The sequence below is a fragment of the Achromobacter sp. Bel genome (genome assembly GCF_012928505.1).
Lineage (GTDB): Bacteria > Pseudomonadota > Gammaproteobacteria > Burkholderiales > Burkholderiaceae_B > Achromobacter.
In genome coordinates this window covers 22,530-35,925 of the sequence record NZ_JABBJN010000024.1, presented here as the reverse complement: position 1 = coordinate 35,925, position 13,396 = coordinate 22,530, and the positions used below count along the sequence as shown (strand labels likewise).

The 13,396-nt window shown below is 67.5% G+C and carries 16 protein-coding genes; 10 read left to right on the top strand and 6 right to left on the bottom strand.

From position 1 onward, the window contains the following. The first annotated feature begins 26 nt into the window (after positions 1 to 26). Positions 27 to 683, top strand: coding sequence for a response regulator transcription factor (locus HG262_RS16305; protein WP_169271997.1), 657 nt, complete (start codon positions 27 to 29; stop codon positions 681 to 683). Here HG262_RS16305 and HG262_RS16300 read toward each other — a convergent pair whose 3' ends face one another. Next, the gene (locus tag HG262_RS16300; protein ID WP_169271996.1) at positions 684 to 2,324 is read right to left on the bottom strand and encodes an ATP-binding protein; all 1,641 of its coding nucleotides are present in this window, start codon (positions 2,322 to 2,324) and stop codon (positions 684 to 686) included. It abuts the gene before it with no gap. A 303-nt stretch (positions 2,325 to 2,627) separates the two neighbouring features. Between HG262_RS16300 and HG262_RS16295 the strand changes: the two genes are divergently transcribed. The 5 genes from HG262_RS16295 to HG262_RS16275 all read left to right on the top strand — a co-directional run bounded on the left by HG262_RS16295 (position 2,628) and on the right by HG262_RS16275 (position 5,630). Further along, positions 2,628 to 3,005: a hypothetical protein gene (locus HG262_RS16295; protein WP_169271995.1), complete on the top strand. Its 378-nt coding sequence runs from the start codon at positions 2,628 to 2,630 to the stop codon at positions 3,003 to 3,005. 70 nt (positions 3,006 to 3,075) lie between these two features. Continuing rightward, positions 3,076 to 3,408 (top strand): hypothetical protein, encoded by a 333-nt coding sequence (locus HG262_RS16290; protein WP_169271994.1) that lies wholly within the window; start codon positions 3,076 to 3,078, stop codon positions 3,406 to 3,408. A gap of 52 nt (positions 3,409 to 3,460) precedes the next feature. After that, on the top strand, positions 3,461 to 3,799 hold the full coding sequence (locus HG262_RS16285) for an EF-hand domain-containing protein (RefSeq protein ID WP_169271993.1): 339 nt from the start codon (positions 3,461 to 3,463) through the stop codon (positions 3,797 to 3,799). Positions 3,800 to 3,824: 25 nt separating this feature from the next. Beyond that, entirely contained in the window at positions 3,825 to 4,628 is an 804-nt protein-coding gene (locus HG262_RS16280; protein ID WP_169271992.1) for an AraC family transcriptional regulator, read from the top strand. A 96-nt stretch (positions 4,629 to 4,724) separates the two neighbouring features. Continuing rightward, on the top strand, positions 4,725 to 5,630 hold the full coding sequence (locus HG262_RS16275; protein ID WP_169271991.1) for a DMT family transporter: 906 nt from the start codon (positions 4,725 to 4,727) through the stop codon (positions 5,628 to 5,630). On the opposite strand, the gene HG262_RS16270 is transcribed toward HG262_RS16275, so the two are convergent. Next, complete coding sequence (locus HG262_RS16270; RefSeq protein WP_169271990.1) at positions 5,627 to 6,103, bottom strand: MarR family winged helix-turn-helix transcriptional regulator; 477 nt, start codon at positions 6,101 to 6,103, stop codon at positions 5,627 to 5,629. The genes HG262_RS16275 and HG262_RS16270 overlap by 4 nt on opposite strands. Positions 6,104 to 6,236: 133 nt before the next feature. Here HG262_RS16270 and HG262_RS16265 point away from each other — a divergent pair, with 133 nt between their 5' ends. Beyond that, complete coding sequence (locus HG262_RS16265) at positions 6,237 to 7,640, top strand: MATE family efflux transporter (protein ID WP_169271989.1); 1,404 nt, start codon at positions 6,237 to 6,239, stop codon at positions 7,638 to 7,640. Here the strand turns inward: HG262_RS16265 and HG262_RS16260 are convergent. Then, complete coding sequence (locus HG262_RS16260; RefSeq protein WP_169271988.1) at positions 7,561 to 8,526, bottom strand: LysR substrate-binding domain-containing protein; 966 nt, start codon at positions 8,524 to 8,526, stop codon at positions 7,561 to 7,563. The two genes, HG262_RS16265 and HG262_RS16260, sit on opposite strands and share 80 nt — an antisense overlap. A gap of 252 nt (positions 8,527 to 8,778) precedes the next feature. Between HG262_RS16260 and HG262_RS16255 the strand changes: the two genes are divergently transcribed. Further along, complete coding sequence (locus HG262_RS16255; protein WP_169271987.1) at positions 8,779 to 9,549, top strand: sulfite exporter TauE/SafE family protein; 771 nt, start codon at positions 8,779 to 8,781, stop codon at positions 9,547 to 9,549. Positions 9,550 to 9,573: 24 nt separating this feature from the next. Here the strand turns inward: HG262_RS16255 and HG262_RS16250 are convergent, their stop codons facing one another. From HG262_RS16250 to HG262_RS16240, 3 genes are all read right to left on the bottom strand, one after another. After that, complete coding sequence (locus tag HG262_RS16250; protein ID WP_169271986.1) at positions 9,574 to 10,398, bottom strand: SDR family oxidoreductase; 825 nt, start codon at positions 10,396 to 10,398, stop codon at positions 9,574 to 9,576. A gap of 211 nt (positions 10,399 to 10,609) precedes the next feature. Then, positions 10,610 to 10,759, bottom strand: a complete 150-nt coding sequence (locus HG262_RS16245) for a hypothetical protein (RefSeq protein WP_169271985.1) — start codon at positions 10,757 to 10,759, stop codon at positions 10,610 to 10,612. 146 nt (positions 10,760 to 10,905) lie between these two features. Further along, entirely contained in the window at positions 10,906 to 11,793 is an 888-nt protein-coding gene (locus HG262_RS16240; RefSeq protein ID WP_169271984.1) for a LysR family transcriptional regulator, read from the bottom strand. Between the two features lie 114 nt (positions 11,794 to 11,907). Between HG262_RS16240 and HG262_RS16235 the strand changes: the two genes are divergently transcribed. Together HG262_RS16235 and HG262_RS16230 are read left to right on the top strand one after the other, a co-directional pair. Further along, positions 11,908 to 12,804, top strand: coding sequence for an alpha/beta hydrolase (locus HG262_RS16235; RefSeq protein ID WP_169271983.1), 897 nt, complete (start codon positions 11,908 to 11,910; stop codon positions 12,802 to 12,804). A gap of 158 nt (positions 12,805 to 12,962) precedes the next feature. Then, a complete protein-coding gene (locus HG262_RS16230; RefSeq protein WP_006222567.1) occupies positions 12,963 to 13,295 on the top strand; it encodes a hypothetical protein in 333 nt (110 codons plus the stop codon). The last annotated feature ends 101 nt before the right edge of the window (positions 13,296 to 13,396 follow it).

Below are 13,396 nucleotides of genomic sequence, written 5' to 3'. Positions count from 1 at the left end.
AAAGCACCTGCTAGACGATCAAAATAATGGCAAATGGATCCGGCCCGCCCGAGCGATTCCTGATTTCGGACGACCATCCCACGTTCCGGATGGGCATGTGCGAGATCATCCGGCGCATTGCCCCCGCCGCCGTACTGCAAGAGGCCGACCGCCTTGAAGACGTGTTCGAACTGATCCGCCGGGACGGGGCGCCGGATACGCTGGTGCTGGACCTGTTGTTTCCCGAGGGCAACACGGTCGACTGGATTTCAGCGTTGCGGCGGCTGTGCCCGCGCAGCTCGCTGATCGTGGTCTCTGTGATCAACGACAAACAGAAGATCGATGCCGTCATGGCGTCAGGCGCGGACGGCTTCATCGGCAAATCGGTGTCGCCGGCCGAAATTGGCGAGGCGATCCTGGCTATCCGGGCCGGCGATATCGTGGTCCGCTACAACCGGCCGAACCTGTCCGGCGACACCGACCTGGCCAGCGTGGTCGCCGGCCTGACGCAACGGCAACGCGACGTGCTCGCCATGCTGGTTGAAGGCCTGACCAACAAGGAAATCGCCCGGATCCTGGACATCTCGCCATTCACGGTGCGCATCCATGTCTCGGCCCTGCTCAAGGCGATGAACGTGCCGACGCGGGCATCCGCCGCGGTCCTGGCCGCCAAGGCGGGCGTGCGGCGGCGCGCTGCCGCCTGATCAAGGCGTCGCCGCCCGCTCGGGACGCCCCGTTTGCGCGGCCAGCGCCAAGGTCGTCAGCAACGACCTCAATTCCGCAGCGCGGATCGGCTTGGCAAGAATGGGCAGCGCCGGGTCCGGCAGGACATCCCGGATCGCCTTCGTGTCATGGCCGGTCAGCAGCACGGCGGGCACCTGCGTCCCCAGCCGTTCCCGGACCCGCGCAATGCACTCGGCGCCGGTCATCTCGGCGTTCAGGTCGTAGTCGCTGATGACGACGTCGCAATCCGGCGCCGCCGGCATCGCGCTTGCCCGTTCCACCACGCAGCCCCACCGCTCCAGCAGCAGGGCGGTCGCCATCAGCACGTTCACGTCGTCCTCGATCAGCAGGACGCGCAGCCCGTTCAGACGGCTTGCGCCCGCAGCCGTCCGGGGCGCTTGCACGGACTGGGCGTCGTCGGCGATCGGGAACCCTTCGACCGTCACCGTCGTGCCCCGGCCCGGCCGCGACCGGATGCTGACGCGCAGGCCCAGCAGCACGCACAGCCGCTTGACGATCGACAACCCCAACCCCAGCCCTTCGATGTCCTTGTCGCGCTGCAGGCGCACCCGATAGAACTCTTCGAACACCCGCCCCAGATGGGCATCCGGGATGCCGCGCCCCCGGTCATGGACTTGCAGGGCGACGGTGCGCCCCCGCCGGCGCGCCGCCACCAGCACTGCCCGCCCTTCCCCGTACTTGACGGCGTTCGACAGCAGGTTCTGGACAACGGTGCTGAGCAGGTGCGGGTCGGTCCGGACCTGCCAGTCGCCCGACCTGACCCGGATCGGCGCCTCCGCCCAATCCGAGGCCGTATCGCGAGCGTCCCGCACCACGGTGTCCAGCACGTCACGCAGGCGCACCGCTTCGGGCTTGGCTGCCAGCTTCCCGCTGTCCAGCGTGTAGCTGTCCAGGATCGAACGGAACAAATGCGACACGCTGTTCAATGACCGGTCGATACTGTCGACCAGATGCCGCTGATGCCCGTTCAGGTTCTCGTCGCGCAGGCAATCGGCGAACAGCGCGATCGAATGGATGGGCTGGCGCAGATCGTGGCTGGCCTGCGCCAGGAAGCGCGTCTTCGCCAGCGTGGCCTCGCGCTCGCGCGCTTGGGATTTCTCGTTGCTGCGCAGCAGGAAATGCGTATAGGCAGGCACGATCAGCGTGGTCAGGGCCAGCGTCACCGTGACGTAAGGCTGCTCGCGCCAATACGGCGTCAGATAGGCGACCACCGCCAGGTCCAGCAACGCCAGGCCGGTCGCGGCCGCCAGATAACGCGAGCCGTACCGGACGCCGTATCCCACGGTCATCCAGAGCACGACTGCATAGACGGGAAGCAGCACGCGGCCGCCCATGGCCAGGTGAAAGCCCAGGGCCGAATAGTCGTTGACCATCGCGAACACGCGCCGGGCCGGGTAGTTCCCCGGCCAACGGACGATCGCCCACCGCAACAACAGGGAAACGGCCAGGAACGCCGTGCCGTGGATGGCCATGATGACGGCGTGCTGCAGGGGCAGTTGCCCCGCCCATGCCAGGATCGGCGCATAGACCGTGACGAGCAAGGCGCTCATCAGCCGCACCGTCGCTTGCGCGCGCTCGGTGTCTTTGACCTGTTCCGCCATATTCCCCCTGGGCCTGTCAACACGAAATGGAGCCTCGCACCGGCCGGGATTCGGGAGTCTGGCAAGGCGCAGGCGCCGCGGCGTGGTGGGGAGACCGACGCGCATTTTCCGCCCCTTTCGTGGCGCGTGCATCCGTCGCCCGGGCATTCCCGGTGTACTAGTACACCGGAAACCCCTGGCGAAATATTGATCGGGCCGATCCGCCCACTTAATATCAGCAGCCGATGCACCGGCGAACGCCGCCGCATTCGGGACAGGGCGCAGGCGGGGAGGCCTGGCCGCGCATATAAAAAGGAAAAGCACGTGCGATTCAGTTTTCAGAGAGCGGTATTGGCGGGCCTGTGCGGCGCCATGCTGACGGCATGTACCACCTGGGACGTTGCCCTGATGCGGCAAAAGGGCCGGCCCGTCAACGACCTCGTCGCCGAATGGGGGCCACCCAACAAGGTCTATGCCAGCAACGACCTGCCGGTCGGCCAACTTGTGTACTTGTACTCGACGTCGGACAACGTCGAATGGAACGAGGCTGTCGGCTCTTACGGCAACAACATGTACGGCGGAACGATCTACCAGCGCCGCTCGGGCGTGGCCAATTGCTATACCAGTTTCTACGTCGACGAGAACGGCATCATCGTCGGTGGCGACCTCGAGAACGAGGGGGTGACCTGCAAGATGTGGTGACGGCAGCCAGGCGCCCCTGGCCCCTCCCTCCTGCAGTACGCCTACCGACTTTCCTGCGAGCACACCTGAGATGATCAAAAAAACCACCCTCGTCCCCTGGTTGATGGCGGCATCGCTTGGCCTGATGGCAGCCGCCCAAGCCGAAGAAAAAATGACGCCCGGGGATATTTCCCGCGCGGTCGCCTACACGGACGCCCTGCGCGCCCAGGCCTACCAAAAGCAAGCCGAACAGTTCAAGGCGTATGCCGACAAGGTCGGCCCCGGCGCCGATGGCTCGGAAGCCATGACCCGCGCGGTCAAGCTCATGGGCCTGGCCAATCAGGCCATGCGCGCGGCTTGCACCAGAGAACCCCACTATGTGGAAAAAGGCATCAAGGCCTTCCGTTGCAGCGCGCTAAAGTGATTTCGGCTACGCTGCAAGCATCACGGCCTTGGCCGGCTAGGGAAGGAAAACCATGAAGAAATTCGTTACCTTGGGCGCGGCATTCGCCGCGCTGGCAATCACGGCGCCGGTCTCGGCCGCACCGTCTTCCGAGGGCAGCGTGCAGCTGTCGCCGGCGCAGATGCAGCGCCTGGACACCGACAAGAATGGTGCGGTCAGCCGAAGCGAATACCAGGCCTTTATGGAAGAATCCTTCGCAAAACTGGATGCCAACGGCGACGGCCATCTCAGCAAGAACGAATTGCCGGACAGCCTGTCCGCGGAACAGTTCGCGGCCATGGACAGCAACAAGGACGGCAAGATCAGCCGCGCCGAATTCATCAAACAGGTCATGAAGGAATACAAGGGCTGATCGCCTGCGCACGGGCTCTCCGCGCATGCAACCCGGCCAATTCATCATGCGGCGCAGCACGCTTGCTGGCGTGCAGGCCGTGGCTGCCTGCAGCGGACATGCCTTTTCGCGGCACACGCACGATCAGTTCGGCATTGGCGTGATCCGCGCTGGCGCCCAGGTGTCGCATAGCGGCCGCGGCCGGGTGCAGGCGGGTCCCGGCCACGTCATCACCGTCAACCCGGGCGAGGTCCACGACGGCGCCCCCGTCGGCAACGGCACGCGCACTTGGCAGATGCTATATCTGGACCCGGCCGTGATCGCACAGAGCGCGGCCGAACTGGTCGCCGACGGGCGCCGCTACGAATTCGAACACCCCGCGAGGGACCACCCGGCGCTGGCGCGCGACGTGCTGGCGCTTTACGCCCACGTGACGGAGGGCACGCGCGCCAGGCTGGCGTGCGACGCCTTGCTGTTGCGCATCGTGGCGGCGGCCCACAGCCCGTATGCGCCGCCGGAAACCGGCCGCGGCGTGCCCGCCACGATACGCCACGCCCGCGCCCTGATCGACGACGACCCGGCTGCCACGGTATCGCTGGCCGATCTGGCCGCCGCCAGCGGCCTGAGCCGCTACCAAGTGCTGCGCGCCTTTGCCGGCGCCACCGGCCTGACGCCCCACGCCTACCAGATGCAGCGCCGGCTGCTGACGGCACGCCGCCTGATCCGCGAAGGCCACACACTGGCGGACGCCGCGGCAGCGGGCGGCTTTGCCGACCAAAGCCATATGACCCGCCTGTTCGTACGCACGTACGGCGTCTCTCCCCGGCGTTACGCGCTGGCCGCGCGCTGAGCGTTCCCGCCGCGGCTGCCCCTGCAATTTCGTTCAAGACCGGCGGCACTCCTGCGCCCTACGCTGCGGCTTTCCCACTTGGCGGCGTAGACGGACATGAACGGAAAGATGCAGGGATATTGCTTCCTGGCGGCGGCCATGGTGCTGGTAGGCAGCACGGTCGTGGCCAGCAAGATCATCGGAACCGGGTTGCCGCCCTTCACCGCGACGGCGCTGCGGTTCGCCATCGCGCTGCCTTGCTTTGCGCTGCTGATGGCCGCCACCGGCGCCCGGCTGCCGCCCCTGGGTCGGCGCGACTGGCTGTTGCTGGCCGCCCAGGCCATCGCCGGCAGCGTCGGCTACACCACGCTGTTGATCGCCGGGCTGCAACGCACGTCCGCCGTGGACGGCGGCGTCATTCTGGGGACGCTGCCGCTTGTCACCGCCGCCATCGCGATCGTGCTGCTGGGCGAACGTCCCGGCAGGGCCATGCTGGCCGCGATCGCGGCCGCCGGCTTAGGCGTGTGGCTGATGACCCGCCATGCCGCGGACGCAAGCGGCGCGCCGTCATGGATCGGCAACGCGCTGATCCTGGGCGCGGTCCTGTGCGAAGGCCTGTTCATCCTGCTGAACAAACGGCTGCGCATACCCGTCCCGCCGCTGGCGCTCTCGACGGTGATGACAGGTTTCGGCTTGGCATTTTCGGCGGTGGCGAGCGTGACGGAATCGCCATGGCTGCTGGACGTGTCCCGCGACGCAATCCTGGCCGTCGCGTACTACGCCGTGGTCCCCACGGTGGGCGGCTTCCTGCTTTGGTACGCCGGCGCCGCGCGCGTGCAGGGCTCTGAAGCGGCGCTCTTCACCGCGTTGGCGCCAGCATCGGCGGTTGCGTTGGCGGCGAGCTTGCTGGGGGAAGCACTGACGGGCGCCCAGATCGCCGGGATGACCTGCGTCCTGGGCGCGGTGGCGCTGTTGGGTTGGCCCAATCGCAAGCCGCCGGCGAACCCTCCGGCAAGCGGTTAACCCCGGCTGAACGCCAACGCGAACTCGTCGGAGAAGATGTCGGCCAATGCATGCCGCAAGGCCGCCGCGCGCTCTGCGCCATAGGCGGCTTCGAAGCGGTTCTGCGCGTCTTTCCACAATCGCCTGGATTCCGCCAACTTTGCGCGGCCGGTGTCCGTCAACGCCACGCGGCGGCTGCGGCCGTCGCGTTCGTCGCGCGCCATTTGCACGTAGCCGTCCCGTTCCAGCGGCTTCAGGTTATGCGCCAGCGCGGAACGGTCCAGCACCATGGCGCGCGCCAGATCCGTCATCGACGGCGAGCCGGCGCGCGCGATGTGGATCAGGATGGAATGCTGCGACACTTTCAGGCCGCAAGGCGCCAGCACGGTGTCATACAACTGCGACACGCGACGGGTCGCTTTGCGCAGCGCCGCGCCGTTGCAAACGAGGGGATCCGGAACGATGGCGGGGACGGAAGGATTGGCGGCGGACATGGCGGCGGGGACGGCAAATGGAAGAGGGCAAAGGCATTACGCTACTGCCGGGCCGGATTCGCGTCCAGCCCATTCTTGACATATATTGGCATATGCACGTAAATTTTACCGCATCCCGTTCCGGCCATTCCCCATGTCAGCGACTCTTCCGCCACGCCCCGCCAATGCGCGCCTGCAGGCCATGCTTGAAGCGCCCATCGCCCCCACGCTGGCCCGCCTGGCATGGCCCAATATTCTGATGATGTCGGCGCAGTCCGCCACCGGACTGATCGAGACCTGGTTCCTGGCCCGGCTGGGCACCTCGGTGCTGGCGGGCGTGGCGCTGGTGGTGCCCGTGCTGTTCCTGATGGGGAACATGTCGCAGGGCGCGATGGGCGGCGGCATCTCCGCCGCCGTGGCGCGCGCGCTGGGCGGCGGCCGCCAGCAAGAGGCCGATCAGCTGGTACTGCACGCGGTGGTGCTCAACGCGCTGTTGGGGCTGGTCTTCTGCGTGCTGCTGCTGGCTTTCGGGCCGCAGCTCTATCGCGCGCTGGGCGCCGAAGGCGAGGCGCTGGACGCCGCCCTGGCCTACTCCAATGTCATCTTCGGCGGCATCGTCCTGATGTGGCTGATGAACGCGTTCGCCAGCGTCATCCGGGGCACCGGCAACATGCTCGTGCCCGGCGCGGTGATCTGCGGCGGCGCCCTGCTGCTCATTCCCTTGTCGCCGTGCCTGATCTTCGGCTGGGGGCCGTTCCCCGCGCTGGGCGTGGCAGGCGGCGGCTGGGCGCTGGTCATCTACTACGGCGTTGGCGCACTGATCCTGGGCGCCTACTGCGCCAGCGGGCGCAATCCCGCGCGGCTTGTCTTCAGCCGGCTGTACCCGAGCCTGATGCGCAACATCCTCAGCGTGGGCGCGCTGGCCACGCTGAACCCCTTGCTGACCAATGCGCTGGTAGCGCTGACGGCGGCCCTGGTCGGCGCCTATGCCGGCACGGCGGCCGTGGCCGGCTACGGCATCGCCGTGCGGTTGGAATATCTGCTGATCCCGATTGCCTTCGGATTGGGGGCGCCCATGGTCGCCATGGTCGCCTCCAACATCGGCGCGGGCCAACCCGAACGCGCCATGCGGATCGCCCTGACCGGCGGCGCGATGGCCTTCGTGCTGGCCGAGGCCATCGGACTGGCCGCGGCATGCTTTCCCGAGGCCTGGCTGCGCCTCTTCGGCGCCGAAGACCACATGCTGCAAGCCGGTTCGGACTATTTGCGCATGGTCGGTCCCGTCTACGGGTTCTTTGCCCTGGGGTTCTCGATGTACTTCGCCTCGCAAGGCGCGGGCCGGCTGAAGTGGCCGTTGATCGCGGGTTGCCTGCGCCTTCTGGTGGCCGTGGGCGCGGGTGCTGTCGTCCTGCACCTGACCGGATCGCTGACCCTGTTCTTCCTGACCGCCGCCGTGGCGATGTGCCTGTATGGCCTGATCATCCTGAGCGCGGTCGCGTCCGGGTCCTGGTTCGACCGGGGCCATCTGCGTAGACCTCAGCCGCTGGCGCGTCCGTAGCGCGGGGCGCGTCACGCAGCGCGTAGGCGACCAGTTCGGCGGCGTAGGCCGGCAGGGCCTCGCGCACGCACAGCACCAGGTCACGTGTGGCCCAGTCGTCAGCCAGCGCCACGCGCAGCACGCCCGCGGCGCGGCCGTAGCGCATGGCGGCCACGCGCGGCACGATGCCGATGCCCACGCCCTGCCCCACCATCCGGCATACGGCGTCGAAACTGCGCAAGCGCACTCGGTACGACAGCACTTTCCCGCCGCGCCGCGCATGATGCGCGATGTGCTCTTGCAATGCGCTGCCTTCCACCAGGCCCACGAATTCCTCGCCGGCCACCTCGGCCAGCGTAATCGCCGGACGGCCCGCCAATAGATGCCCGCGCGGCACGACCAGCGTCAAGGGATCATGGCGAAACGTCTGCGTGTGCAACCCATGCAGATCCGCCGAATCGGCCAGCACGCCGATGTCGCACGTGCCGGCGCGCAGCGCGTCGGCGATCTCGTGGCTAAGCCGCTCTTCCAGATCCACCGACACGCGCGGGTGGTCTTTCAGGAAATCGCCCAGCACCGACGGCAGGTATTCGCTTAGCGCGGTGGTGTTGCACAGCACGCGCACATGGCCTTTCAGCCCATGACCGTAGTGGTCGAGTTCGCCGCGCATGCGGTCTATCTGGGCCAGAACCACGCGCGCATGATGCGCCAGCGTCCGGCCGGCCGGCGTGGGTTCGACGCCGCGATGTTCGCGCAACAGCAAGGGCACACCCAAGGTGTCTTCCATGCCGCGGATGCGTTCGCTGGCGGAGGCCAGCGTCATGTGTGAACGCTTGGCCCCCGCCGTGATGGAGCCGGTTTCCTGCACGTGCAGGAAAAGCCGAAGGTCGGTCAGGTCGAATCGCATCCGGCCAGCGTAGCACGCGTGCCTCAGGCCGGACCATAGGCAGGGTATGCCACTTCCCGATGCCGGATCGGGGCGATGGCGGCGCAGAATAAGGCGTGCCCCCGGGGCCCTTCCGACAAATCTCCGAAATTCGACCATGAAGACATTGAATCCATGCGCCCGCCGCGCGCGATGGCCAAGCCAGGCACTGCTGTGCCTGGTCTTGCAAACCTCAGGCAGCGCCATAGCCCAGCTTTCCCAATGCGAGCGCCTATGAATCCGTTGGATCTGTTCCCTGGCGGCACGCCGACGCTGCTTGCCGTGACGGTGGCCGTATTCGTCGTGGCCGGCGTCGTCAAAGGCGTGGTGGGCCTGGGCCTGCCAACCATTTCCATGGCGATGCTGGCCCTGGTCATGGCGCCGGCGCAAGCCGCCGCGCTGCTGATCGTGCCCTCGCTCATCACCAATCTCTGGCAGGCGCGGCCCTGGCCCACGCTTTTGTTGACGCTGCGGCGGATCGGCGCCCTGCAAGTCGGCGTCTGCGTCGGCACGATCGCGGGCGCACTATGGTTGGGCGCGCCCAGCGGCCATTGGGCGAGCGTCTGCCTGGGCTTGGCGCTGATCGCCTATGCGGCCTGGGGCCTGTTTGGCTCGCCACCCAGCGTGCCGCGCAGGCACGAACAGGTACTGGGCGCGGGGGTGGGTGTGGTCACCGGCGTGATCACCGCGGCGACTGGCGTGTTCGTGATCCCTGCCGTGCCCTACCTGCAAGCGCTGAACCTGGGCCGCGACGGCCTGATCCAGGCCATGGGCATTTCGTTCACGGTGTCGACGGTGGCCCTGGCCGCAGGCCTTGCGCTGAACGGCGGCTACAGTTCCGGCGCCGCCGGGGCATCCGTGCTGATGCTGCTGCCCGCACTGATCGGCATGGCGCTGGGCCAATGGCTGCGCAACCGCCTTTCCGCGCGCACGTTCAAGCTGTGCTTCATGATCAGCCTGGCGTTGCTGGGCGCGTACCAGGTCGTGCAAGGCTGGACCGCCTGAGCGCCGTCCAGCCCCCTTGGCCGATCACGCCGCCAGACGCCGCTCGTCGACAAAGCCGATCGACACCGACATCTCGCGCCAGCGCGCCAGTTCCTGCTGCACCGACTGGATCTTGCCGCGCGCCTGGTCGAAGGCATCCCGGCCCAGGAACAGATGCAGCGGCGCGTACTGCGCCTGCGCGGCGCTGATCAAGGCCTGCGCCGCCTTGGCGGGATCCCCGCCCAGCTCCGGCCGCAAGGGATCGCGCGCCGCCATTTCAGGCGCGTCGCCGCGATCCGGGTCCGATCCCGCGCGCATCGCGCCCGGGTACACCAGCGACACACGCACGCCCCAGGCCGAGGCCTCGGCCGCCAGCGCCTCGGTCAAGCCGCTGACGGCGAACTTGGCCGCGCTGTAGGCGCCCCATTGCGCGTAACCGCCGTCAAAGCCCAGGATCGACGAGATATTGAACACGTGCCCGCTGCGCTGCGTGCGCATGCGCGGCAGCACCGCGCGGATGACGTTCAACATGCCGAACACGTTGATATCGAATGTGCCGCGCAACGCGTCATCCGACAGGCTGTCCAACGATCCCTGCAAGGCGTCGCCGGCGTTGTTCACCACCACGTCCACGCCGCCGAACGCGGCCATCGTGGCATCCACCGCACGGCGCACGTTGCGTTCATCCGCCAGATCCACCGACAAGGGCAGGAACTGTCCTTCCAGCTTGGCCCCTACAGCTTCCAGCAATGCATCGCCATCCCGGGCCGTCGCCGCCACCTTGTGACCCCGGTCCAGCAGCATCTTCACCAGAACCAGGCCCAGGCCCGTCGACGCACCCGTCACCAACCAGATTTTTTCGGTATTCATGCGATTCCCATCCCTTGCTAGCCTGCATGCTTGCAGCCGCCGGCAAGATGCCGGGCGGCCAGGCCGGGTAAAGCATTCATGACTGATGCTTCGGCCCTGAGCCTGGTGAAGGATATTAAGAATCGGGCGTGCGGGCGTACAGGCTCGTTCTTGCGTGAAACCTGCCTATTTCTCCGCTGATGCGTGTTGCGCCGCGATGCGGCGTGCGTGCTCAGCCCAGCGCGCTGCGGTAATGCTCGCTATCGAACGCCGGCGCGCTGTCCTGCGCCACGGTGGCAGGCGCCGCCACCGGTTCGTCCGCCGCCTGCACGCCGAACAACGACAGTTCCGCGTTGACCAATGCCAGTATGAAATTCGCCATGATGACTCCTTGAGTGAAGCGTCCCGGCCGTCGGACTGCGCGCCGGCCTCGGTAAGGACATGGACGTCATGGTGCGGGCCATGGCGCGCCGCGTCCATTTGCTTTACTCAATGGCGGCGATAAAGGGCGGCGATGCCGTCAAACGGTCAGCGCCCGAACCGCCGCCGCTGGCCCGTCTGCCTGACCGCCGTGATCAGCGCCTGCACTGCGGGCTCGGCAGAGCGCAGGTAGGCATAGAAGCGCGTCATGGGAAGCTCGGGCATGCCGTCATCCGCCGACAGCGCGCGCAAGCCCTCGCGCAGCTGGCTGCGCGCGACGGGGGCCACCGCAAAGCCCGCCAGCGCGGCGGCCAGGCAACCGGCCATGCTGCCGCTTTCGAACGCGGGCACCCAGCCTTGCCGGGTCTGCCCCAACGCCGTGATGGCCGCCTCGCGGTACACGCAAGGTTCCGGGAACACGGCCAGCGGCACCTGCCGTCCAGGCTTCCATGGCTTGTCCTCACCCCATGCCCACACCAGGTCTTCTTCCCACAAGAGTTCGCCATCGTCCTGCACGCGCGAACATTGCTTGCCGAACACCACGTCCAGCTTGCCGCGCGCCTGCTGGCGCAGCAGGTCCGCCGTGACGCCCACCTTCAGCTCGATCGAGGCTTCCGGATGACCGCGGTGGAACGCCTGCAACACCTCGGCCAGCCAGGCGCCCGCAAAGTCCTCGGACGAGCCGATGCGCAAACGCCCCTTCAAACGCGTGCCGCTCAGCCGCGCGCGCGCCTCGCGTTCCAGATCGACGATGTTGCGTGCGTAGGCATACAGCGTCTCGCCCGCCGGCGTGACTTCAAAGCTGCGCGTGGTGCGGTCCAGCAGGGTGGCGCCCGCCAGCATCTCCAGGCGCTTGATGTGGCCGCTGACGGCGGACGGCGTCAAGGACAGCACATCGGCGGCCAGGGCGAAGCCGCCGCTGTCCACTACCTCCAGGAACGTGCGCAGCAGCGTCAAGTCCAGCACCACGCCGGCGGAGTCGTTCGGGGTATCCATGCCTGCCGTCCTTATGTTCATGATTTATTGATAATAGACGCTTATTCATCAAGAATCATGACAATCCGGACCGCTATCGTGACACCACCGTCACCGAAAAGAAGGAACCCCGCCATGTCCGCCTACGCCCGAATCCAAACTCCGTTACTGGATGTCGCCTACTTGGAATGGAACCCCTCCGGATCCCGCACTGCCGTGCTGATGCACGGCTGGCCCGACAGCCCGGAAAGCTGGCGCACCGTGGCCGGACGCCTTGCGGCGGAAGGCTACCGCGTGGTGTGCCCCGCGCTGCGCGGCTTCGGCCCGACGCGTTTCCGGGACGCCGCCACGCCGCGCAGCGGCGAGCTTGCGGCCCTGGGGCGCGATCTGCTGGACGTCATCGACGCGCTGGGCTTGCGGCAGCCGCTGCTGGTGGGCCACGACTGGGGCGCGCGCGCCGCCGCCAACGCCTGCGGCCTGCGGCCCGGCGTGGCGGCGCAACTGGTGCTGCTGTCGGTCGGCTACGGCACCAACGATCCGAACCAGACGCTGTCGCTGGCCCAGGCTCGCAACTACTGGTACCACTGGTTCATGGCGACCCCGCGCGGCGCCGAAGCTGTACGCGGCAACCGCCGCGAATTCACCCGCACCATGTGGGACACGTGGTCGCCTGGCGCCTGGTACGCGCCGGAGGACTTCGACGAAGCGGCGCAAGCCTTCGACAACCCGGACTGGGCCGCCGTAGTGCTGCATTCCTACCGCCACCGCTGGGGCTATGAGCAAGGCGCACCCGCCTATCTGGCCGACACGGCATCGCTCACGCCCGCCCCGGTGCTGACCGTTCCCACGCTGGTGCTGCATGGCGGCGCCGACACTTGCAACCAGCCCGCGTCCTCGGAGGGCAAGGAGGCGTTCTTCCAGGGTCTCTACGCGCGCCGCGTGCTGGACGGCGTGGGCCATTTCCCGCAGCGCGAAGCCCCGCAGGCCGTCGCCGACGCCATCCTGGCGTTCTGCGCCAAAACCGGCGCCTGACGCCCGCCCGCACGCCTGGCGCGGCGCCCCATTCCGCCCCGCGCGGGCCGCCGGTTGGGCAGCCTGCCCCGGAATGGCGGATAATCCTCCTGTTTCCCGCCGCCGCAAGCGGCGGATTTTCGTGGGCGCGCAGCGCCCGACAGCATTCGGAGTCAGCTATGTATCGCGGCATTCAGGCGATTGAACAATTCATGGAATCCATCGGCCTGACCTGGCGCCCCGGCTCGACCGAAAGCGCCGAACTGCGCGTCAGCTACCGCATCGGCAACACCCGCCCCCTGGGCATCGACCGCACGCTGGTGGAATTCCACTGCGACGCCCGCCGCGCCAAGGTCTGGGTGCCGGAGTTTTCCCGCACCAGCTTCCACCAGTGGTTCGAAGTGCCGCTCCAAGACTTCGAATTCACCCCCGGCGGCTCGATGCTGAAGATCAAGGCCGCCGCACGCGGCAACGCGCCCCCGTACAGCGTGGGGATCAAGCCGCTGGCTTGAGCGGGCACTGATTGGATAAGAAAGCCACCCTCGCGGGTGGCTTTTTTCTTGCGGGTGAAACGCCTCTTTTATTGCCCTCCGGGCGGCTTTCGCTCCACCCG